Below are 20792 nucleotides of genomic sequence, written 5' to 3'. Positions count from 1 at the left end.
GCCGAAGTCACCAGCGGACCGGTCGTATCAGTAGTCGACCAGCGTGCGCCAGTACTGCTCCGGAATTTCGCCGCCAGACCGCAATACCCGCGCCAGCCCGACGGCCATCGCGATTCCGAGCAGACCCAGCCACAATCCCGCGAGCCCGATAAGCCACCACAGCACTGCGGTAATCGTCGGCCATGGTGAGAGCAGGGCGAGCGCCGGTGCAAAGAAGAAACCGGCGCCTATGTACCAGGCCGAGCCGGCACGATCCGACGCCAGCACAAACCGCAACCACCGCGGGATCGGAGACTGTACTGGCGCACGATCGGTCGTCATCGGCCTAGCTCAACGTGACTACTCGGGTGGGAAGAATCCGGCCCCGGTAAACCACCCCGTTTGCCAACCCTTGGCCCCCAGGCACAGCATCGGCAGGCCGTCTTGGGACTGTGCGGCGGACTGCGGACCCGGGCATGGAGCACCCGGCTGCTGCACGCCGTACAGCGGGTAAGAAATCACCCAATAGCCGACCGTGGCGGCCGGGAACTGGTTGGGCGGCGGGAAATGACAGGCCTCGGCCTGGCCGCTGGGGCCACGTCCGAAGATGAAGCGCTCGTAGTTATCACACGGCGCGCCCAGTGATGCGTCATAGTTCATGCCCGGCACGTCGCCCTCGTAGCGGCCATTATCGGCGGCAACGACCGGTGCAAGACCGATGGCGGCACCCCCGATCGCAGTGGCGGCGAGCAGTTCCCGAATCATGTTCCACCCCTCCGAGGCGCCAGCGACTTTCACAAAGCATAACGATTGTGGCGTGGCCCACAAGATCGCTGGCCGGCCACCGCCCGCCCCGGAGATGCGGGCCCCGGCAAGTTGTTGTGCTATCTGCAGATCGGACGACAACGGCCCGCCCGACGGCCGTTGCGCACCCTGCCGGTCGCCGCCGAGTACGACGGGGTCGATCATCCGGTAGTCGGTTGCCCAACGATGCGCATGACTCGTGTTGGTTCGGGTATCCGTTGCATGGGAGGACTGCCAAGCGGTGACACACTCCAACCGCGGGACCAATGAACACGTTGCAATTTCTCGTTGCAGATCCTGCTTCAATGCTTCCCAACCGCGGTGGAGCAATGGATTATGGGCACTAGACGAAACTAACGGAATTCGCATCGAGGAGTGGGCACATGCCAGCTGCCGAGCCAACCACCAACCCAGTTCCCAATCTGCCTCCCGGTTTTGACTTCACCGACCCGGACATCTACGCCGAGCGGCTGCCGGTTGAAGAGCTGGCAGAGATGCGGCGCAGCGCACCGATCTGGTGGAACGAGCAGCCGATGGGCCGCGGCGGGTTTGACGACGGCGGTTTTTGGGTGGTGACAAAGCACAAAGACGTCAAAGAAATTTCGCTACGCAGCGACGTCTTCTCCAGCCTGCAAAAGACCGCTTTGCCGCGCTACAAGGACGGTACAGTCGCCGAGCAGATCGAGCGGGGCAAATTCGTCCTACTCAATATGGACGCGCCGCAGCACACCCGGCTTCGCAAAATCATCTCCCGGGCCTTCACACCCCGTGCGGTCGAGCGCTTGCGGGCCGACCTCGACGAGCGCGCCCGGCGCATTGTCGAGGCCGCGGCCGCCGAGGGCTCCGGCGACTTTGTCGAACAAGTGTCCTGCGAGCTGCCGCTACAGGCGATCGCAGGGCTGATGGGGGTGCCGCAGGAAGACCGCAAGAAGCTCTTTCATTGGTCCAACGAGATGGTGGGCGACCAGGATCCCGAGTTCGCCAACAACGACGCCATGACCGCATCTGTCGAGTTGATTATGTACGGCATGCAGATGGCCGCGGACCGGGTGAAGAACCCGCGTGAGGACCTTGTCACCAAGCTGGTCGAGGCCGACATCGACGGACACAAGCTCTCCGAAGACGAGTTCGGCTTTTTCGTCATTCTGTTAGCCGTCGCCGGCAATGAGACCACTCGGAACTCGATCACCCAGGGCATGATGGCGTTCACCGATCATCCCGATCAGTGGGAGCTGTTCAAGAAGGACCGTCCCGCGACCGCGGCAGACGAGATCGTGCGGTGGGCCACCCCGGTGACATCCTTCCAACGGACCGCGCTGGAGGACTACGAGCTGTCGGGTGTCCAGATCATGAAGGGACAGCGGGTGGTGATGTTCTACCGTTCCGCCAACTTCGACGAGGAGGTGTTCGACGACCCGTTCACCTTCAACATCTTGCGTAATCCGAACCCGCATGTGGGGTTTGGCGGTACCGGTGCACACTATTGCGTTGGCGCCAATTTGGCGCGGATGACGATCGACTTGATGTTCAACGCAATTGCCGAAGTGATGCCGGATCTGGAATCTATCAGCAGACCCGAGCGGCTGCGGTCGGGCTGGCTCAACGGTATCAAGCATTGGCAGGTCGATTACCACAGCACTGGCGCGGCTAAATGCCCTGTCGCGCATTAGATCCGATCTGACGGAGTTGACATGGCTACCCATAAAGCGATTCAAATACGTTCCGCGGGAGCTTCGTTAGAGCTGGTGGACGTTGAGACAACGTCGCCGGCTCGTGGCGAGGTGCGCATAGCGGTCTCCGCATGCGGCATCTGCGGGACCGACCGTGCCTTAGCCAACGGCGGTTTTCCGAACATGTCGTGGCCATTGACGCTGGGGCACGAGATCGCAGGAACCATAGCCGAACTCGGTGAGGACGTCGATGACTTCGGGGTTGGGGACCGGGTCGCGGTTGGCTGGTTCGGCGGACACTGCAACCGCTGCGACCCGTGCCGCACGGGCACGTTCATCCATTGCGCCAACTTGAAGGTCCCGAGCTGGCACTACCCGGGTGGCTACGCAGCGTCGGTGACAGTCCCGGCCAACGCGCTGGCCCGGATTCCCGCCGAGCTCTCTGATGCCGAGGCCGCACCGATGGGCTGTGCGGGCGTCACGACATACAACGCGTTGCGTCACACCAAGGCGCTGCCCGGCGACCGGGTGGCGGTCCTCGGTGTTGGGGGCCTGGGCCACCTCGGCGTGCAATTCTGCAGAGCGATGGGCTTTGAGACAGTTGCGATCGCACGAGGCGCGGCCAAGGGTGAGGATGCCCGCCAGCTGGGCGCCCACCACTACATCGACTCCACCGCTGGTGATGTTGCCGAAGCGCTCCGACGCCTCGGCGGCGCGGCGGTCGTGCTCGCCACGGCGGCAAATTCCGCGGCGATGGCCGAAACCGTGGGGGGCCTACTCCCGGGCGGTGAACTGGTTGTCATCGGTGTGACGCCGGACCCGTTGCCGATCAGTCCGTCCCAGCTGATCATTCCGGGGATTAGTGTCACCGGTCACCCTGCCGGTACGGCTAAAGACATCGAGGAAACCATGCACTTCGCCGTCTTGTCGGGTGTGCGGGCATGGATCGAAGAGCGACCGCTCGCGCAGGCGGCGGAAGGCTATGCGGCCATGGAGCAAGGCCGGACGCACTATCGCATCGTCTTGACCGGGTGAGCGGCGGCTTGAACAAATAGAGTCGGCACGTGGGTGACGCGCGGTGGACGCTCGACGGTTCCGACGGTGAGTTGCTGGTTCGCACCGGTGTAGCGGGGAGAGCCGCGCGAATGGGTCACCGCCTGAGCATCGTGATGACCCGATGGCAGGCAACGGTGTGCTGGATTGCCGGCGAACCCGACAGCGCAGAGCTTTCCGTCGATGTCGATTCGCTTGAGGTACTGCGCGGCGAGGGTGGCGTCAAAGGCCTATCCGGCCCCGAGAAGGCTCTGGTGCGAAGCAATGCGCTGAGGTCGCTCGGCGCCGACCGCTATCCGAATATTCGCTTCGTCGCGGATGGTATCGACAGGACCGCCGAGGGATACCGCCTCGCCGGGACGCTGTACGTCCGGGGAAAGTCACGTCCGCACGTAATCAACCTGCGCACAACGGATCTCGGCGACTCGTGGAGAATGTGCACCGAAGCGACGGTTCGGCAGTCCGATTACGGCGTCAAGCCATACTCGATGCTGATGGGCGCGCTGCACGTCGCCGATGAGGTGACCGTAACCTTCACCGCGGTTCACACCAAAGACGATTGACCACGCGGAGCGTGCGCAACTGCTGGGCACTCGCCAGCGCCTCGGCTTGGGCTCAGCTGAACCTGACTACTCCGGCGGTGGCGCGTCCTGCTCGCCGTAACTGCCGGGGATGTGCTTGAGCACCCTGGTCAACAGCGGTGACCCAGCGCCGTCCCCTGGGTTTTGCTGGTGCATGACCCCGTTGGGTTGTTCGTCCGGCGCGGGTTCGGTGACCTGCTCGTCGGCGGCCAGCCGCACCGGCTCCCGCTGCGTCGTGGGGTGGGGTGCTGGAGCGGGCGCTTGGGCCTGCACCGGCGTGGGAACCGCCGGCGCCACAGCTTCTGCAATCTGGGGCGTCGACTTGGGCGTTGCGCGTCCGGACGGCTCGGGATGTCTGTCCGGGGTGAGCTGCAGACCTAGCGCCAGCGATACCGAGGCCACAAAGGTCACTGCGGCGGCCCCCAAGGTGGTTGCCGCCCCGGCGTAGCGACGAGATCGTCTGGGCACGACCACAGGGTCATGGGCTGGCGCCACCAGCCGCAGGTCGGTGAACTCGGTGCTCTGCGCCGCGGCCAACGCCGCGCCCCGCGCAATTGTCACTTGCGCCATGGTTTGCGCGAAAACCGGTACCGGCAAGGTCTTTTCGAGCTGCCAGGAGAATCCGCTGACGTTGTCGTCCGAGCCGACCACGACCACGGCGGCCGGGCGCCAGGCGCTCCGGTCAAACATTCCGGTCAGCCAGGACGTCAGCCCGTCGAAACCACCGCGGACATGCTTGATTGCCGTGCGATTCTGCCCATCCTGGGTATCGACCATGACGACGGTTGCCGATTCGTGCTCCAGCAGGCAAACCGCGGTCTGCTCATAGCCGATGACTGGCGCGATGGCCTCCGCCAACGTTTCGACGGCATCCAGCAGCCGAACCGGCACCACGTTGTCGAAGCCCGCGTCGGTCAGTGCCTCCAACAACAGCGCGGCCTGCGCGGATGCGTCGTCATTCCAGGTCACGCCGATGATCCGCAGACGGTGTTCGCCCTGGTTCGCCAGGTCCTGGGCCCGCAGGACCTCTTGTGCCACCTGCGCTGCGGAATGAACCGCGAGCACACCGCGACCTCCGTGCAATTGCGATTCGTGGTGATCCAGGATGGCGCCATCCGCGCCGTGCCCTTCCGCGAGGACCCACCCGACGGTGGTCGGCGTTACTGATAGCCCAAGTACCGTATCCAAAATTTCGCACCTCAATCGTTCCCAGACCGTCGACACCCGCGGCACGCGATCGCGCACCATGGGGCCCTGGTGTGCTGGTTGCGAGCGCCGGAACGGACCGAGATAGCGTGGTCTCCATCGGCTTGTCTCGACAGAGAGTACGCGGTCGACGCAAGTCGGGCTCCCGCGGACCGCAAATCCGCAGGTGACTCACAAGTAAGGCGGCGTTCAGGTTCCGCCGAGGGCGCAATACCGACCGTCGGACGGTATGCCAATATTCCCCGATTTCTCCGGCTCGAGGCCGTCGGTCAACCGTCGGTAAACCGTCGGTAAGCCATTGAAAGGTTGCTCTGCGGTTTATGCCGGGTCGCGTTAGGGCCATATCGGAAATTGGGCGTAGCTGGTGGGCCGCCCATCGTCTGGTCCGAAACGTCGCTGGTCAATAGGTATAGGGCGGGTTCGAACGGGGCCGATCGGTACCGCCGGGAGGTCGGATGGGGAGACGTTGAGCCGCTTGTCGCGCGCCTAGCACAGTTGCTGCTTGTGCGCCGGTAACCGATATCGAAATGAAATGACTTCGCGTCCCGATCGACATTTGGCCGACCAACGCGGTAAGTTCTGCCGGAAGCACACGACTACATACGGACAAGGGGCATAGGTATGACAGACGTGAGCGGGAAGATACGGGTCTGGGGACGCCGACTCATGGTCGGCGCGGCGGTGGCCGTAACCCTTCCCGGCCTGGTCGGATTCGCCGGCGGAGCAGCGACCGCGGGGGCGTTCTCGCGTCCGGGTCTGCCCGTTGAGTACCTGCAGGTGCCTTCCGCCTCGATGGGGCGCAGCATCAAGGTCCAATTTCAGAGCGGCGGAGATAACTCGCCAGCGGTGTACCTGCTCGACGGTCTACGGGCACAGGACGACTACAACGGCTGGGACATCAACACCCCGGCGTTCGAGTGGTACTACCAATCGGGCCTGTCGATCGTCATGCCCGTCGGCGGACAATCCAGCTTCTACAGCGACTGGTACAACCCCGCCTGCGGCAAGGCTGGCTGCTCGACCTACAAGTGGGAGACCTTCCTGACCAGCGAGCTGCCCCAGTGGCTGTCGTCCAATCGGAGCGTCAAGCCCACCGGTAGCGCCGCCGTCGGCCTGTCCATGGCCGGCTCCTCGGCGCTGATTTTGGCCACCTACCACCCACAGCAGTTCATCTACGCCGGCTCGTTGTCGGCCCTGCTGGACCCATCTCAGGGGATGGGGCCCAGCCTGATCGGTCTGGCGATGGGTGACGCCGGCGGCTATAAGGCTGCCGACATGTGGGGGCCCTCCAGTGACCCGGCCTGGGCTCGCAACGACCCCACCCTGCAGATTCCGACGCTGGTTGCCAACAACACCCGCCTCTGGGTCTACTGTGGTAACGGCACCCCGACCGAGCTGGGAGGGGCCAACGTCCCCGCGGAGTTCCTGGAGAACTTTGTGCGCAGCAGCAATCTGAAGTTCCAGGATGCCTACAACGCGGCCGGCGGGCACAACGCCACGTTCAACTTCCCGCCTAACGGCACCCACAGTTGGGAATACTGGGGTGCTCAGCTCAACGCCATGAAGGGTGACCTGCAGGCCACTCTGGGTTAAACGACTACTGCTACTGGGCTTGCCGGCCCCGGTTTCTCCGGGCCGTCAAGCCCAGTAGTTGTCTTCCGGACCGGTCCGTCTAGCGGATGGCAGTGAGCAGGCCGGTGATGTCTTTCCACCCGGTTGTGTCGTGGCGGTGATCGTTGATATTTCGGCACGGCCCAGCTAGGCGTAGGACGCCCACGCTGTTGTCGTCGCTGTGGCGGTGCACGACGGCGGTGACACCGTCTTTGGACAGGGTCCGGCCAAACACATGCTCGGCGGGTGCCAGCCCCTCCGTCCAGCCGTGCCCAACCAGGTCTGCGGCGATCTCGCCAAAATAGGTGTCGCCGTGCGCCTCCCGCGGAAGCACGAAGATCAGGTAAATCGTGCCTTGATACGGCGGATCGTTCAGGTTCTTGCACGACACCGGCAGATAGCCGGCCGTCGTGGTCCGCAGTCGGGCAAGGGCGACGATCTGTTGGGCCGACCCGACAACCTGGCGCTCGGTTTCGGTGTCGGTCAGCGGTTGGGCGGGGTGATCGATGGCATCGCGGGGACCGGAACGAAGCTCGTCCACCAACACCAAGGCTCCGCCCAGCAGCAAACAAGTCAAATACGCCGCGACCAGCACGAGACGAACTCCCGGTGTGCGCAACGATTCAGTGTTCGTCCTAGCGCGCTGGACCATCATCGGACTGGCCTGACATTTCCAGGACAGCGCTAGGTTAATCGAGCAGCAAATGCGCGGTCCGCGCGGCGAAGTGCGTTGCGGTGCGGCTGCTGCAGGCCCTGGGGCTCACAGGTGGCCGCGATTACCACGGCCGGCCCGGTGGCGTTGACTTTCATGCAGAGTGCACGTAACTTCCGTACTGAGAGTTTGTAAGTTACACAAAGGATAGCCGAGATGCCACAAGTCGCGTTGAGCCAGGCAACGATTGCCTACCAAGAGCTGGGACCCCAAGACTCGCCGCACCCTCCAGTGCTGTTTATCCACGGTGTTCTCGCCGACGAACGCTTGTGGTCTCAGGTCGCCGAAGGCCTTGGTGCCCGAGGCTTTCGGTGCATCCTGCCCACCTGGCCGTTGGGTAGCCACACCATTCCGGTCAACGCAGGTGCTGATCTCTCCCCCGCTGGCATCGCCGCACTCATCCACGAATTCATGGTTGCCCTGGACCTCACCGAGGTGACGTTGGTCGGCAACGACACCGGTGGCGGGCTGTGCCAGCTCGTCATCGACTCCTATCCAGACCGGGTCGGCTCCCTGATCTTGACCAATTGCGACGCCTTCGACACCTTCCCGCCCTTTCCGTTCACCTGGGTATTCGCCCTGCTGCGTGGTCCAAGATCGATCAAACTGTTGTTCGAGGCCCTGCGGCCAAAAGTCTTACGGCACTCTCCCCTGGGCTATGGCCTCTTGCTGAACAATCCCGATCCGGCGCTCACGTCATCCTGGCTGGAACCCTGCCGCGCTGACGCCCGCATCCGTCGTGACCTGGCCACGCTATTGCGGCATATCGCGGTCACCGACCTGACCGAGGTGTCGACGCGGTTCGGCCAGTTCACCAAACCAGTGACATTCGTGTGGGGTATGGGTGACCGATGCTTCGTCCCGGATCTGGCTCACCGGATGGCTGCGCTGTTCCCAAACGCCACGATGATCGAGGTGCCCAGGGCCAAAACGTTCGTTGCGCGGAACAATCCGTCGGCCGTGATTGACGCGATCGCGAACGTTGGCGCCCATCCTGGGTGACGTGCTGTGATGGCCGTCGTGGGTAGTCAAGTACGCCGAACCGTGACGGTTACTTCACCTACCTTGGTCGGCCAGCTGGCCGTCGTGGTTGCGGCCCTGATGGGCGCCTCGGTGCCCGCGTGGGCTGACGGACCCAGCGCACTGGTCGAGCTGGTCGACGCCGCAGCGCAGCGGTTGGCAGTGGCCGAGCCGGTGGCCGCCTTCAAGTGGAGTGCGCACCTACCCGTTGAAGATCCCGCGCGGGTCCAGCAGCAACTCGCCGAATTGGCGGACGCCGCCATCCGAGAAGCTGGGCCTGACCCCATCGATCCCGACTACGTCACTCGCGTCTTCGGCGACCAGATCAGTGCCACCGAGGCGATCGAGTACAGCCGCTTCGCGGAATGGAAGCTCAATCCCGCCGACGCGCCTTCCCCGCCTTCGGACTTGTCCGCGGCGCGCTCGGAAATCGACTCGCTGAACGTTAAGATTTTCTCTCAGATTGTGCTCAATTGGAGTTTGCTGCACGCGCCGGAGTGCGCCCGTGAGCTCGCCAACGCGAGCAGTGCAACGATACGGGCTCGTCGCTTTGACAGCCTGTATCAAAAGGCTCTGGCGTCGGCGACCCAGTCGTACTGCCACGCCCGGCCGCCAACCTGATCGACGCGTGGGACCGCCGTTTGCGCCAATCTCAAAGCGGTAGATAACCGATCTCACAACTTTTTCTAATCGGTAACGCTTTGACTACGTCCGTCGAAATGTCGGGCATGACGCACATCACGAAGCCTCTCATCAAGTCCGCCACGGCCGCCGGTTTCATCGTGGCTGCGATGTCTGTGTCCGCAGGTGTGGCGCGCGCCGATCTGATGAACTGGGAAGCCGTTGCCCAGTGCGAGTCCGGCGGTAACTGGACGGCCAACACCGGCAACGGTGCCTACGGAGGTCTGCAGTTCAAGCAAGCCACGTGGGAGGAGTACGGCGGCGTCGGCAACCCCGCAAATGCCTCTAAGCAGCAACAAATCGCCGTGGCTAACCGAGTGTTGGCCGGCCAGGGACCGGCCGCATGGCCGAAGTGCGCCACCGCTGGTGGTCTGCCGCCGGTGCCAGTGGTGCTGCCCAAACCGGTGCGGCAACTGGAGCAGACGGTGAGCCAGATCATCTCGATATTTGTGCCCCGTCAGTGAATATCGGGGGTTCGGTTACGCGCGTTACAGTGAGCGTGTTTGGATCGTCCCATGGAGGGTTCAGCGACGGTTCACATGGCGGCCCCAGCGGAGAAGATCTGGGATCTAATCGCCGATATTCGTAACACCGGACGGTTTTCACCGGAAACGTTCGAAGCCGAGTGGCTTGACGGCGCGAGTGGCCCTGCGCTCGGTGCTCGCTTCCGTGGTCACGTGCGGCGCAACGAGATCGGGCCGGTCTACTGGACTGTCTGCAAGGTGACGGCGTGCCAGCCAGGCCGCGAATTCGGCTTTGCTGTCATGGTTGGCGACAAGCCGGTGAACAACTGGCTCTACCGGTTGGCGCCCTCGGGGGACGGCACCGATGTGACCGAGTCATTTCGACTCACGTCCTCGCCGCTGAGCTCGGTGTACTTCTGGTTGTTCGGTGGCTGGCTGCGGAAGCGCCGCAATATCCGCGACATGACCAAGACGTTGCACCGGATCAAAGATGTGGTCGAAGCGGAGTGAGAGGTGGCCGGACCTGATCGCATGAGATCGATCCTGATCACCGGCGCCGGTAGTGGAATGGGTCGAGAAGGAGTAAAGCTCTTCCACGCCAAGGGATGGCGGGTCGGTGCGGTGGACCGCAACGGCGACGGGCTCGCCGCGCTGAGTGCCCAGCTCGGTTCGCGGCTGTGGACCCGGGCGCTCGACGTGACCGACAAGACCGCATTGGAGTCCGCGCTGGCGGACTTTTGCGCCGACAACGTGGGCGGCGGGCTGGACATGATGTGGAACAACGCCGGCATCGGCGAAGGCGGATGGTTCGAAGACGTGCCGTATGACGCCGCGATGCGCGTGGTCGACGTGAACTTCAAAGCGGTGTTGACCGGTGCTTACGGCGCGCTGCCGTACCTCAGGAAAGCACCCGGAAGCCTGATGTTTTCCACATCATCCTCCTCGGCCACCTATGGCATGCCGCGGTTGGCTGTGTATTCAGCGACCAAACACGCGGTCAAGGGGTTGACCGAAGCGCTGAGCGCCGAATGGCACCGGCACGGGGTGCGAGTGGCCGACGTGCTACCCGGCTTGATCGACACCGCGATTTTGACCTCGACGCGCCAACATTCCGACGAGGGCGCTCCAACGCTCTCCGCGGAGCAGATCCGCGCCGGCGCGCCCAAAAAGGGCATGTTTCGACTGATGCCCGCGACCAGCGTCGCCGAGGCCGCCTGGCAGGCCTACCACCACCCAAAACGACTGCATTGGTACGTCCCCGCCAGCATCCGCTGGATTGATCGACTCAAAGGCATCAGTCCGGAATTCGTTCGTGGTCGAATCACCAAGGCTCTGCCCTCGCTCGAGGGCAGACGGCAGTAAGGTTTTCCTGGACGGCGGCGTTGACCACACTGGAGGTGGCTCGTGCAGAACCGATCGCTCGCGGTGGCAGGAGTTGCATTGGTCGTTGGCGCCGGCGTCTCGGCATGCGGTGGCACTCAGACGGTGCCCCGGCCGGCCGCGCATGTGACCATCGATGGCTACACGCACGTGGCTCGTCCCGCTGCATGCAGCCAAGAGCAGTCCTACCGGACTATCAACATCCCCGACCGAGACGGCGAGCTGCAAGCGACGGTGTTGCTCAGCGGTGAGCGGGTTATCCCCCAGTGGGTGAGAATCCGCAACGTCGACGGGTTCACCGGCAGCTTCTGGCAAGGCGGCGTTGGGCAGGCACACGTGGACCTTTCCCGTGGCCGCTACACAATCATCGGCAGCGCCTACGGAATCAACACCAGCAATCCCAACAAAGTCGTGACAACGGATTTCAAGATCGTCGCCGACTGCTGAACCGGTCTTCCGCCTCCGATCAGCCCTGCGCCGCGAGCCGCAACGAGCCTAGGCTTGGTCACACGCGTCGGTAGCCAGGTCGATCGATGGAGGAGCGGTGAGGGACAAACTGCACTGGTTCGCAATGCACGGGGTTATCCGCGGGATCGCCAAGATTGGGGTTCGGCGCGGCGAACTCCAGGCGCGGCTCATCGCCGATCCGGCCGTCGCAGCCAACCCAGCGCCCTTCTACGACGAGTGGCGTAGACATGGCCGCTTGGTGCGAACCCGGGTCAACTATCTGACCGTGGACCATCAACTCGCCCATGACCTGCTGCGCTCAGACGATTTTCACGTCATCTCATTCGGTGAGAATTTGCCAGCGCCGCTGCGTTGGTTGGAGCGCCACACCCGCGACGAGCAGCTCCATCCGCTGCGGCCACCGTCGTTGCTGGCGGTCGAGCCGCCCGATCACACGCGCTACCGCAAGACGGTGTCGGCGGTGTTCACCTCGCGGGCCGTGACCGCACTGCGCGATCAAGTCGAACAGACTGCAGTCAGCCTGTTGGATCAACTCGCCGAGCGGCCCGGGGTCGTCGATGTCGTTGGCCGGTATTGCGCGCAGCTCCCGATCGCGGTGATCAGCGAGATCTTAGGCGTTCCCGACCATGACCGACGGCGGGTCCTGGAGTTTGGCGAATTGGCGGCGCCGAGTTTGGATATCGGTGTCCCCTACCGGCAATACCAGCAGGTGCAACGGGGTGTAACGGGATTCAACAGCTGGCTCACATCGCATCTTGAGCAACTGCGACGAGCGCCGGGCGAGGACCTGATGAGCCAACTGATTCGGGTCGCCGACAGTGGAGATGCCGAAACGCACCTCGATGACGACGAACTGCACGCGATCGCCGGGTTGGTGTTGGTCGCCGGATTCGAAACCACGGTCAACCTGTTGGGCAATGGGATTCGCATGCTGTTGGATGCTCCCGAGCACCTGGACACCCTGCGCCGACGTCCCGAATTGTGGCCGAACGCGGTGGAAGAAATCCTGCGGCTGGATTCGCCGGTACAGCTCACCGCCCGGGTGGCTCGTAACGACGTCGAATTCGCGGGGATGCCGATCAAACGCGGGGAGATGGTGGTGGTGTATCTGGCCGGGGCCAACCGTGATCCGTCGGTGTTCCCCGACCCGCACCGCTTCGACATCGAACGCCCGAATGCCGGAAAACATCTTGCGTTCTCCACGGGTCGCCATTTCTGCCTGGGCGCGGCGCTTGCCCGAGCCGAAGGCGAAGTTGGTCTGCGCACATTCTTCGAGCACTTCCCCGACGCACGGGCAGCGGGTGCCGGAAGCCGGCGCGACACCCGGGTACTGCGGGGTTGGTCAACGTTGCCGGTGACCCTCGGACCGGCCCGCACGATGGCCGCCTGGTAGCGGATCTTCCCGCGCGGTGTTGACAGTCGTCGGCGGCACCGAGTGTTATGACGGTTATGACAGACCTATCTACGATAGCGGCCAGTGATGTGGTGCTCGGGATGTGGCAGGCGCTCTCGCGGCGTGACTGGGACGGCGTCAAGACGTTTTTGTCGGCGGATTGCCTTTATGTCGATATGCCGGTTCCCGCGGTATCGGCGCGGGGCCCGGAAAACATCGTGACGCGGCTAAAGATCGGGCTGGCGCCGCTGGCCGGCTACGAGAACCACGACGGGTTGCTGTTAGCCAACGGACCCGACGTTATGTACGAGCATTCCGAGACCTGGACCTTCGCAACCGGAGAACACGGGGTGCTCAGGTTCGTCACCGTCCACCGGGTGGTCGACGGCAAAATCACCGTCTGGAAAGACTATTGGGATTTCAACAGTCTCGTGACCTTCGCGCCGCCGCAACACTTCGAGAACTTGGCCAGCGGGGACACCAGCTGGGTTTTTGATGCTTCGGGGCTGGTCTGACGTCCCGACGTGCAGGGGCCGTTCGGGGCATCTAGTCCGGGCGAAAGGACCTGGAGGCCATATCAATCCATCATTTCCCGGTGGGCACTCCGACGGGAACTGCGTCGGCGCGCTAGCGCCTGAACTTGCGCCCACCAGCCGCCCGTTCGCCGCCAGTGCCACCAGACGAACCGGTTCGTGAGCCGGCACACCATGCCGGAACGCGTTCTATTGGTTGCCGAGCCGGTAGATACGGGTGGCGTTGTCATGCGCAATAAGATCAACGACTCGCATCGCATCGGGTGGGCTCCAGTCGCCGCTGTCCACAAAGCCCTGCAATACACGGTGAATGCCATTGCGCCACAACGTCGCACCAAGATAATGAAGTTCCGCCGGACCAAATCCGTCGGACGAATACAGGATCTTGCGGAAGGGCGCCAGCTCCAGTATCCGGGCAATAAACGCCGGTGCCCGAGCTCCCAGGTAGTTCACACTCAACCCGCCGTCGAGGTAGACATTGTTGAATGCTTGAGACAGATATCCGGCTTCGCGCTCGTAGGGATAGCAGTGCAACAAGACGATCGGCGTATCGCCGGACTGACGTAGGAAGTCAAGTAGGTAAAGCGGATTGGTCTTGTGTAGATCGCAGTCCCGGTCACCGAAACCGACGTGGAACTGCAGTGGCCTATCCAGTCTCAGTGCCTGATGCAAGCCAAAACGCAGCAGCACGCGGTCGTGTAGCCGGCTGCCCCCCTCACCGCGCCACCGCTTGGCCGCCTCAGCAACCTGCTGTGCCGAGGGCTCGGTCAGATCGCCGTCGAATCCGCCGCGGTAAGCCAGGATCGACTTGGTGCCGACCGCCGTCGCCATGCGCCGGTGCAGGATTTCCTCGAACGCCGACGCATAGTCGCCGGGCGCTTGGGCGGCCTGCTCGGCCACCTGCTCAAGCCGGACCACTTCGGCCGCTCGGGCTCCGGACAGGTCGGCCAACTCCGCCAATCCAGCGACCTCGGCCGGCATCCCAGTGTCGACCAGCCAATCGGTCACACCGGCGGCCGGCAGGAACAACCTGGCCAGCTCCGCTTCGCTAAACCGAGTGCGTCGTTCCCAATATAGTTGTGGGGCAGCATGCCTCGGCAACCCAATGATGGGGGCGCAGTGGTTTCGCACCGAAAAGCCTAGCTGCGAGTCGAATCCGGAGTCGAAGTTGGCAAGGGGTTGGGTATTGGCCTCGTTGAGTGCGTTCTCAAAGCGGTTCCTGTCCCCCGCCGTCGACCAGCATCCGTGGACGTGTTGGTCGACCAATGGCACTTGGGCGATGTGGTGCGCCAGACTGGGATCGGTGGACGCTGGCACCCTACAGACTCCAGGCCATCCGGAACTTGTCGGCCAGCTGCTCGGGGGCCAAATGGCCGTAGAGGTTTGACTCCAGCCGTCGGACCGCGACCACCAGATCTACTGCTGGATCACCCAGGATGGTGCGCATCAACTGTGAATTGTGTAGGGCTGCAATAGCGTCTGCTTGGGAATCGGGCAGCAGACTTATGCCTGCTCGATTGCGCTCGCCGTCAGAGAGCTTGGCGGGGTCAATCGTGGTCTCCGGCGGCAGCTCCGCTTTGCGGGTGATGCCGTCCAGCGCCATCCCGAGGATCGCCGCCGTCGCGAAGTACGGGTTTGCCGAAGGGTCCACCACCTTGACTTCGACATTCCCACCGCGCGGATTCGCCGGGCCCGCCATGATGAACCGCACTGCGGCCTCGCGATTTTCAGTTCCCCAACAGGCGTACGCCCCGGCCCAGTTGTGCGGCCGCATCCGCAAACCGGACACGATCGATCCGCATAGGATGCCCTGGGCCTGCGGCAGCCCGGCGAGCAGACCGGCCACCGCGGCCTCCCCGGCCGGGCCCATACCGCGGGCTCCTGTCCCCTCGGAAAATAGCGGTCCTTCCGGTGTTGCCAGTGAAAAGTGCTGATGGGCACCGGTTCCGGCGCCGGCGGCGAACGGGGCGGGGGAAAGGCTGACGCGTAGTCCATGCCGGCGGGCGGCGCGGCCGATGATGATCCGGGCCAGCACGAGTTGATCGGCGGCGGCCACCGGCGACAATGGTGCCAGCGAGAGCTCGAACTGGTTGGTCCCGTACTCCGGATGGAACTGCTCGAGCACGACACCGGCCGCGGTGGCTGCGGCCGTGACATCGCGGACGAAAGCCTCGTGCTCGAGCACGCCGGCCAGGCCGTACTGGGCCCACATGGCGGACGGCAGCGAGGCACCCTGGGCGTCCACAAGTAGGAATTCGATCTCGTGGCCGATCACTGCTTCGATGCCGGCCTCGGCGAGTGCGGCCTCGACGCGGCCCAGCGTCCCTCGACTACATCCGGGCACCGGCGTGCCGTCTTGCTCGAAGAACCCGGCTGGCGCCCAGGCCAATCCGTCGCCGATGATGCGCAACGCCGACAGATCGATACGCAGGCGCTGATCGCCCACCGCACTGGCATCATCGGTGAATGCGATGCCGCTCTGGTCAATGGCGAAGGAATGCCAGATCGGGCTAGCCCCCAGGCCGGGATCGGCGAATGTGTTGCTGCGGCGAATCGGTACGGTCTTGGCCAGGGTCAAACCGGCGGGGTTCACCACGGTGCCAATGACTAGGTCGACGCCCTCAGCCTCGAGTTGCGCGATCGCCGCGGCGGCGAGCGGTGTGGCTGTCATGGCAGCCATTCTGCAGTGCGGGCCGGTCCGGGTCGGGCGGAGGCGCGGTCATGCGCGACTGGGCAACGTCAGTTTGCAAGCCTGACCGATGTCGAGGGTCCGCAAGACCCGGCCCATCCCCACCCATAGCGCGCATGACAAGGCCAGGTCGGCCAGTAGTTCGTCGGAGAAGTGCTCACTGCAGCGGTTCCAGAAATCCTCGTCGTCGCGCAGTGCGGTGTGTTCGGTGGCGAACCGATAGGCGAACTCGGCTGCCAGCCGCTCCTGTTCGCTATAGCCCGGCCAGGTGCGCCACTGCGCGGCGTGGTCGTAGAGTTCCTCGTCGACACCGGCGGCGGGACCGTCGGCGTCTCGGGTGTTGGCACACACGACGCATTCGTTGTTGTCGGCGATCACCGCCCGCGCGAGTTCCCGGGTGCGCAGCGGCAGTCTGTTGCTGGTGTACACCGCACGGCTGAAAGCGGCCAGCGCTCCGCCAAGCTCAGGGGATTTGCCGATCCAGCCGGCTACGTCGTCGTCAGCGAATGTTCCGATTCGGCTCATGGCGCGATGTTACGCCCGGGTAGCGACCGAGATGAATCGTGTACGGTTCCTCGTCTTTACCGTGCCGCGGCCAGGCCGGCCGATCCCGCTACCGCATCCAGGTCCCCGTACCAGTCGCGTTGGACCAGGACAGCGTCCGTGACACGTTGCAGAGCGGCTTCGAATTCGTGGTGTTCTGGCGCCTGCTCGGTGCCGGTCGTGACCGCCAGGTGGTCGATCAGCCATTGATGGATCAGGACAGAAAGCGACTCCACCTGGTGCAGCCCGGATGGAGTCAGCGACAAGGTGTCGCCATCGCGCGCTACGTAACCGGTTTGGATCAAGCGGTTGAAGACGGGTTCGAGGACTTGATACGGCAGATGCAGGTGTCGGGCAATATCTGTTAGCCGTGCGGTTTCGAACAACCGCTGGTACTGATAGATCCGCAGTACCCCCCACAGTCCCGCGACATCGAGCGCACAATCAGGTTGTGTCGCAAGATGATTCAGTCGCATTCCGGGTGCGTCGTGCAGTATCCGTTTGACCGCGGCCTCCAACACGTCTTCGGGCGACTCGGTTCTCGGTACAGCGAACCCGTCGGCGAGGTCGCTGGCGTCGTCGTGGATGTCGGTCAGGGGTGCTTCCCGGAGCAGCAGTGCGAGGATGAATCCGACCGCGGCGATGATGGCCGCGCCGAAGAACACCTGCGTGAGTGAATCCGCATATGCCCGCACGACCGGGGCGGCCACCTCCGGGGGCAAGTGATGCAGGGCAGCCGGATTATGCGCGGCGGCGTGGGGCGCGATGCTGGACGCCAGCGCCGGGCCCAACCGCTCTTCGAGGAAGTTCGCGAAGAGCGCGCCGAATGTCGCCGCACCAAACGCAGCGCCGATCACCCGAAAGAACGTCACCCCCGAGGTTGCCACGCCGAGATCCTCGAAGCGTGAAGTGCTCTGCACGATCAGCACAAGGGTCTGCATGGACAAGCCGATACCCGCGCCCAGGATGACCAGGTGAAGTGATTCCAACAACGACGGCGTCAACTCATCCATGCGCGACATCAACAGAAACGCAATAGTCATCAGGGCCATGCCGGTGACCGGGAAAATCTTGTACCGACCGGTTCGGCCGACCAGGATGCCCGCACCAATCGATGTGGTGAGCAGGCCGACCACCATGGGCAGCGTGCGCAGACCCGAAGCGGTTGCCGACGCGCCGTCCACGTACTGCAGATGGATCGGTATGAAAATCAATGCGCCCAGCATCGCGAACCCGACCACGAAGGACAGCACGCAGCACACCGCGAATACTCCGCTGCGAAACAGCCGGGGCGGCAAGACGGCCGCCGCGGCACGCCTTTCCACCCGCACGAAAACCACCAGCGACACCGCGGCGGCAAGCAATAGCCCGACGACCGTCGGCGAGCCCCACCCGTAGGTTGTTCCGCCCAAACTCATCGCCATGATCAACGTGGTCGTACCGAGCGCGATGACCATGATCCCGCCGTAGTCGATGACCGGCTGGGGTTGCCTGGGCAACGCGGGGATCGCCGTTACCGCCACCATCAGGACCACGATCGAGACCGGCACGTTGATCCAGAACGCCCACCGCCAGCTGAGATAGTCGATGAATATGCCCCCCAGCAGTGGGCCGGCGATGGTGGTGACACCGAATACTGCGCCCAGGATGCCTTGGTAGCGGCCGCGTTCTCGCAACGGGAAGATCTCACCGACTAGGGCCGAGGCCGTTACCGAGAAGGCGCCGGCCCCGATGCCTTGCAGCGCGCGGGCGATCGACAGCATGTCCATGGCCGCCGACAGGGCGCACAGCACGGAGCCGCCCAAGAAGATCGCGATGGAGCCCGCGAGCACCCGCTTGCGGCCGAACAGGTCGCCGAATTTGCCCGCCACCGCGACAACAACCGTTCCGCCCAACAGGTAGCTGGTGATGGCCCATGACTCGTGCGCGGCGTCGCCCAGGTCGTCGACGATGGTGGGCAGCGCGGGCGCGATGACCGTCTGGCCGATCGCCGCGGCCAGAACCCCAAGCACCAGCGCGGAGAAGATGACGTTGCATCGCAGCGCGCTGATGGGCGGGTTGCCGGGTCGGGTACCTGCAGCGACAGTCGCCAGTACTTTCGGGCTCGTCATATCCGCACTCCCGTCGGTCTGGAGTCGATGGTAGAGCCCGCGCGCACGGCCCGGAAGGTGTTTGCCGGAACCTGAAGCGGCCGTTAGGAGGGTGGTCGAGAAACACACTGTGCGGAATACAGTTCCACGCCCAGCTTGTCCATGAGCTCCAGCTGCGTCTCGAGGTAGTCGATGTGCTTTTCTTCGTCGGCCACGATCTCTTCGAGAAGCACGGCGCTGGTGCTGTCCTGCTTTTCGCGGCACATGATGATTCCGGGTTTGAGCCGGTCCAACACCTCGTATTCGATCGCCAGATCGGCCTCGAATTGCTCGCGCAGTGTTTGCCCTACCCGCAATGATCCTATGCGCTGGTAGTTCGGCAGGCCGTCCAACAACAAGATGCGATCGGTGATGGCCTCTGCGTGCCGCATTTCGTCAAAGGACTCCGCCCGGGTGTGGGCCGCCAGCTCGGTGAATCCCCAGTTGTCCTGCATTTTGGAGTGCAGGAAGTATTGGTTGATCGCCGTGAGTTCGCTGGTCAACTGCTCGTTGAGCAGGCGCAAAATATCCGGATCACCTTGCATGATCACTCCTACGGTGTACGCCGCTGCTGCGGCGGGCCGCGGCAGGTGGGCTGGGCTGGAGCACACCCGCGGCGAGCTCGTCCTGGGCTGATAACGGCACGTTTGCGTGCCAGGCTTAAATCTAGTGCAGCACCCGGCGTTCAGCGCGATCTTTAGTGCGCCGTCGGCGCGTCACGAGCCGGTGACATTCGGGCCGCAGCTCGGCGACTTAGGTTAGACTTCGCTAATCAACTTAGGTTAGACTCCACTAATATGCGGACGGCGCGTTCGGCTTTTCCACCGGGATCCCCGATGACGCGGGCTGCGTCGAGCGCGCGTGGTGCGGGGGTGCGCTGATGTACGTATGCCTGTGCGTCGGGGCCACCAACCAGACCGTCTGTGACGCCGTCGCTGGTGGGGCGTCGACCTCGAAAGAAGTCGCTGCGGCGTGCGGCGCGGGTAGCGATTGCGGGCGGTGTCGCCGCACGTTGCGGGCGATAATCGCCGCGGCCGCGCAATCCGCTCCGATGTCAGGTTGTGCGCCAATGTCAGCGCCAATGTCGGGTTGTGCGCGGGTCGGCTCGCGGATCGGCTAAGGTCGTCGCCGCTTGGTGAAATCGGCCAGCGCCGCGGCATTGGCCTGAGCCCCCATCAGCTCGGCGAAATGCGCGTTCTCCCGGGCGCTAGCGGCCGCGATTTCGGGCCGTGTCGGTGCGACGATCGTCTGCTTGACCGCTATCAGGCTGGCGAGCGGGCGGGCGGCAAGGATTTCGGCATGACGGCGGGCCTCGGGTAGCAGCTTTTCGGGTTCGCAAACTCGCCAGACCAGCCCCATCCGCAAGGCCTCGTCGGCGCTGATCCATTCCGAGGACATCAGCAACCAGGCCGCATTTTGCCGGCCCACCAGTTGCGGTAGCAGATAGGAGGACGCCGCTTCCGGTGCCACACCCAGGCTGGTGAACGGGCACTTCAGGCGCGCAGCAGAGGACATGAATGCCAGATCGGCGTAGCCCAAAATGGTGGTGCCGATCCCCACACCGACCCCGTTTACGGCACAGATTAGCGGTTTGGGAAAGGCGCTCAACGCCTCGATCAGGCCGCGAAAACCAAACGTGCCCTCCACAAAGTTGGGGTCGGTGATGCGCGCCTGCATCTCGGCCAGATCGGTCCCGGCGCTAAAACCGCGCCCCGACCCGGTCAGCAGCACTACGGCGACGTCCGGATCCTCGGCCGCGTCCAACAGCGCCTGTGTGGTGGCGTCGTATAGGGCTTCGTTGAACGCATTGAGCGCCTCGGGCCGATCCAGCGTGAGGGTGCGCACCCTGTTGTGGTCATCGATTCGCAGCGGCACG

General features: G+C 63.9%; 23 protein-coding genes. 13 read left to right on the top strand and 10 right to left on the bottom strand.

What is annotated here, in order from left to right; all coding sequences use genetic code 11:
* Nucleotides 1-27: 27 nt before the first annotated feature.
* The gene (locus MB901379_RS12425; RefSeq protein ID WP_158016971.1) at nt 28-321 is read right to left on the bottom strand and encodes a hypothetical protein; all 294 of its coding nucleotides are present in this window, start codon (nt 319-321) and stop codon (nt 28-30) included.
* An 18-nt stretch (nt 322-339) separates the two neighbouring features.
* The gene (locus MB901379_RS12420; RefSeq protein WP_158019131.1) at nt 340-744 is read right to left on the bottom strand and encodes a hypothetical protein; all 405 of its coding nucleotides are present in this window, start codon (nt 742-744) and stop codon (nt 340-342) included.
* A gap of 422 nt (nt 745-1166) precedes the next feature.
* Here MB901379_RS12420 and MB901379_RS12415 point away from each other — a divergent pair, with 422 nt between their 5' ends.
* Genes MB901379_RS12415 through MB901379_RS12405 form a run of 3 tightly spaced genes read left to right on the top strand, consistent with a single transcriptional unit; the run spans nt 1167 to nt 4069 of the window.
* Complete coding sequence (locus tag MB901379_RS12415; RefSeq protein WP_158016970.1) at nt 1167-2453, top strand: cytochrome P450; 1287 nt, start codon at nt 1167-1169, stop codon at nt 2451-2453.
* A gap of 21 nt (nt 2454-2474) precedes the next feature.
* Complete coding sequence (locus MB901379_RS12410) at nt 2475-3488, top strand: alcohol dehydrogenase catalytic domain-containing protein (RefSeq protein WP_158016969.1); 1014 nt, start codon at nt 2475-2477, stop codon at nt 3486-3488.
* 29 nt (nt 3489-3517) lie between these two features.
* Nucleotides 3518-4069, top strand: a complete 552-nt coding sequence (locus tag MB901379_RS12405; protein ID WP_158016968.1) for a YceI family protein — start codon at nt 3518-3520, stop codon at nt 4067-4069.
* A gap of 66 nt (nt 4070-4135) precedes the next feature.
* Here MB901379_RS12405 and MB901379_RS12400 read toward each other — a convergent pair whose 3' ends face one another.
* Nucleotides 4136-5275, bottom strand: coding sequence for a DUF7159 family protein (locus MB901379_RS12400; RefSeq protein WP_158016967.1), 1140 nt, complete (start codon nt 5273-5275; stop codon nt 4136-4138).
* Nucleotides 5276-5914: 639 nt separating this feature from the next.
* Here MB901379_RS12400 and ag85B point away from each other — a divergent pair.
* Complete coding sequence (ag85B, locus tag MB901379_RS12395; RefSeq protein ID WP_158016966.1) at nt 5915-6886, top strand: diacylglycerol acyltransferase/mycolyltransferase Ag85B; 972 nt, start codon at nt 5915-5917, stop codon at nt 6884-6886.
* A 79-nt stretch (nt 6887-6965) separates the two neighbouring features.
* Here ag85B and MB901379_RS12390 read toward each other — a convergent pair whose 3' ends face one another.
* On the bottom strand, nt 6966-7523 hold the full coding sequence (locus MB901379_RS12390; RefSeq protein WP_232021820.1) for a hypothetical protein: 558 nt from the start codon (nt 7521-7523) through the stop codon (nt 6966-6968).
* Between the two features lie 249 nt (nt 7524-7772).
* On the opposite strand from MB901379_RS12390, the gene MB901379_RS12385 reads away from it, so the two are divergent.
* From MB901379_RS12385 to MB901379_RS12350, 8 genes are all read left to right on the top strand, one after another.
* Nucleotides 7773-8618 carry an alpha/beta fold hydrolase gene (locus MB901379_RS12385; protein ID WP_158016965.1) on the top strand — a complete coding sequence of 282 codons (846 nt, stop codon included), beginning with the start codon at nt 7773-7775 and terminating at the stop codon, nt 8616-8618.
* A gap of 9 nt (nt 8619-8627) precedes the next feature.
* Nucleotides 8628-9257 carry a chorismate mutase gene (locus tag MB901379_RS12380; RefSeq protein WP_158016964.1) on the top strand — a complete coding sequence of 210 codons (630 nt, stop codon included), beginning with the start codon at nt 8628-8630 and terminating at the stop codon, nt 9255-9257.
* A gap of 107 nt (nt 9258-9364) precedes the next feature.
* Nucleotides 9365-9781, top strand: coding sequence for a transglycosylase family protein (locus MB901379_RS12375; protein ID WP_158016963.1), 417 nt, complete (start codon nt 9365-9367; stop codon nt 9779-9781).
* 51 nt (nt 9782-9832) lie between these two features.
* Nucleotides 9833-10291 (top strand): SRPBCC family protein, encoded by a 459-nt coding sequence (locus tag MB901379_RS12370; RefSeq protein WP_158016962.1) that lies wholly within the window; start codon nt 9833-9835, stop codon nt 10289-10291.
* 21 nt (nt 10292-10312) lie between these two features.
* A complete protein-coding gene (locus tag MB901379_RS12365; protein WP_158019129.1) occupies nt 10313-11143 on the top strand; it encodes an SDR family oxidoreductase in 831 nt (276 codons plus the stop codon).
* Nucleotides 11144-11185: 42 nt separating this feature from the next.
* A complete protein-coding gene (locus MB901379_RS12360) occupies nt 11186-11608 on the top strand; it encodes a lipoprotein LpqH (protein ID WP_158016961.1) in 423 nt (140 codons plus the stop codon).
* Nucleotides 11609-11705: 97 nt separating this feature from the next.
* Complete coding sequence (locus MB901379_RS12355; RefSeq protein WP_158016960.1) at nt 11706-13022, top strand: cytochrome P450; 1317 nt, start codon at nt 11706-11708, stop codon at nt 13020-13022.
* Nucleotides 13023-13078: 56 nt separating this feature from the next.
* Nucleotides 13079-13537: a nuclear transport factor 2 family protein gene (locus tag MB901379_RS12350; protein WP_158016959.1), complete on the top strand. Its 459-nt coding sequence runs from the start codon at nt 13079-13081 to the stop codon at nt 13535-13537.
* A gap of 207 nt (nt 13538-13744) precedes the next feature.
* Here the strand turns inward: MB901379_RS12350 and MB901379_RS12345 are convergent, their stop codons facing one another.
* From MB901379_RS12345 to bfr, 5 genes are all read right to left on the bottom strand, one after another.
* Nucleotides 13745-14872 carry an amidohydrolase family protein gene (locus tag MB901379_RS12345; RefSeq protein WP_158016958.1) on the bottom strand — a complete coding sequence of 376 codons (1128 nt, stop codon included), beginning with the start codon at nt 14870-14872 and terminating at the stop codon, nt 13745-13747.
* Nucleotide 14873: 1 nt separating this feature from the next.
* Nucleotides 14874-16226 (bottom strand): type I glutamate--ammonia ligase, encoded by a 1353-nt coding sequence (locus tag MB901379_RS12340; RefSeq protein WP_158016957.1) that lies wholly within the window; start codon nt 16224-16226, stop codon nt 14874-14876.
* A 48-nt stretch (nt 16227-16274) separates the two neighbouring features.
* On the bottom strand, nt 16275-16769 hold the full coding sequence (locus MB901379_RS12335; protein WP_158016956.1) for a carboxymuconolactone decarboxylase family protein: 495 nt from the start codon (nt 16767-16769) through the stop codon (nt 16275-16277).
* 56 nt (nt 16770-16825) lie between these two features.
* Nucleotides 16826-18898 (bottom strand): MDR family MFS transporter, encoded by a 2073-nt coding sequence (locus MB901379_RS12330; protein ID WP_158016955.1) that lies wholly within the window; start codon nt 18896-18898, stop codon nt 16826-16828.
* 83 nt (nt 18899-18981) lie between these two features.
* Nucleotides 18982-19461, bottom strand: coding sequence for a bacterioferritin (bfr, locus tag MB901379_RS12325; protein WP_158016954.1), 480 nt, complete (start codon nt 19459-19461; stop codon nt 18982-18984).
* Nucleotides 19462-19796: 335 nt separating this feature from the next.
* On the opposite strand from bfr, the gene MB901379_RS12320 reads away from it, so the two are divergent.
* Nucleotides 19797-20036: a (2Fe-2S)-binding protein gene (locus tag MB901379_RS12320; protein ID WP_232021819.1), complete on the top strand. Its 240-nt coding sequence runs from the start codon at nt 19797-19799 to the stop codon at nt 20034-20036.
* On the opposite strand, the gene MB901379_RS12315 is transcribed toward MB901379_RS12320, so the two are convergent.
* Complete coding sequence (locus MB901379_RS12315; RefSeq protein ID WP_158016953.1) at nt 20033-20791, bottom strand: enoyl-CoA hydratase/isomerase family protein; 759 nt, start codon at nt 20789-20791, stop codon at nt 20033-20035. The genes MB901379_RS12320 and MB901379_RS12315 overlap by 4 nt on opposite strands.
* Nucleotide 20792 lies beyond the last annotated feature (1 nt).

The sequence above is a fragment of the Mycobacterium basiliense genome, assembly GCF_900292015.1.
Lineage (GTDB): Bacteria > Actinomycetota > Actinomycetes > Mycobacteriales > Mycobacteriaceae > Mycobacterium > Mycobacterium basiliense.
The sequence above is the reverse complement of the archived record's forward strand: the minus strand, read 5'-3'. Positions and strand labels throughout refer to the sequence as shown.

Excerpts from the sequence above, each read along its gene's own strand:
- MB901379_RS12425 (WP_158016971.1), bottom strand. The coding sequence starts at position 321 with ATGACGACCGATCGTGCGCCAGTACAGTCTCCGATCCCGCGGTGGTTG.
- MB901379_RS12420 (WP_158019131.1), bottom strand. The coding sequence starts at position 744 with ATGATTCGGGAACTGCTCGCCGCCACTGCGATCGGGGGTGCCGCCATC.
- MB901379_RS12415 (WP_158016970.1), top strand. The coding sequence starts at position 1,167 with ATGCCAGCTGCCGAGCCAACCACCAACCCAGTTCCCAATCTGCCTCCC.
- MB901379_RS12410 (WP_158016969.1), top strand. The coding sequence starts at position 2,475 with ATGGCTACCCATAAAGCGATTCAAATACGTTCCGCGGGAGCTTCGTTA.
- ag85B (WP_158016966.1), top strand. The coding sequence starts at position 5,915 with ATGACAGACGTGAGCGGGAAGATACGGGTCTGGGGACGCCGACTCATG.
- MB901379_RS12385 (WP_158016965.1), top strand. The coding sequence starts at position 7,773 with ATGCCACAAGTCGCGTTGAGCCAGGCAACGATTGCCTACCAAGAGCTG.
- MB901379_RS12380 (WP_158016964.1), top strand. The coding sequence starts at position 8,628 with ATGGCCGTCGTGGGTAGTCAAGTACGCCGAACCGTGACGGTTACTTCA.
- MB901379_RS12375 (WP_158016963.1), top strand. The coding sequence starts at position 9,365 with ATGACGCACATCACGAAGCCTCTCATCAAGTCCGCCACGGCCGCCGGT.
- MB901379_RS12370 (WP_158016962.1), top strand. The coding sequence starts at position 9,833 with ATGGAGGGTTCAGCGACGGTTCACATGGCGGCCCCAGCGGAGAAGATC.
- MB901379_RS12365 (WP_158019129.1), top strand. The coding sequence starts at position 10,313 with ATGAGATCGATCCTGATCACCGGCGCCGGTAGTGGAATGGGTCGAGAA.
- MB901379_RS12350 (WP_158016959.1), top strand. The coding sequence starts at position 13,079 with ATGACAGACCTATCTACGATAGCGGCCAGTGATGTGGTGCTCGGGATG.
- MB901379_RS12340 (WP_158016957.1), bottom strand. The coding sequence starts at position 16,226 with ATGACAGCCACACCGCTCGCCGCCGCGGCGATCGCGCAACTCGAGGCT.
- MB901379_RS12335 (WP_158016956.1), bottom strand. The coding sequence starts at position 16,769 with ATGAGCCGAATCGGAACATTCGCTGACGACGACGTAGCCGGCTGGATC.
- MB901379_RS12330 (WP_158016955.1), bottom strand. The coding sequence starts at position 18,898 with ATGACGAGCCCGAAAGTACTGGCGACTGTCGCTGCAGGTACCCGACCC.
- bfr (WP_158016954.1), bottom strand. The coding sequence starts at position 19,461 with ATGCAAGGTGATCCGGATATTTTGCGCCTGCTCAACGAGCAGTTGACC.
- MB901379_RS12320 (WP_232021819.1), top strand. The coding sequence starts at position 19,797 with ATGTACGTATGCCTGTGCGTCGGGGCCACCAACCAGACCGTCTGTGAC.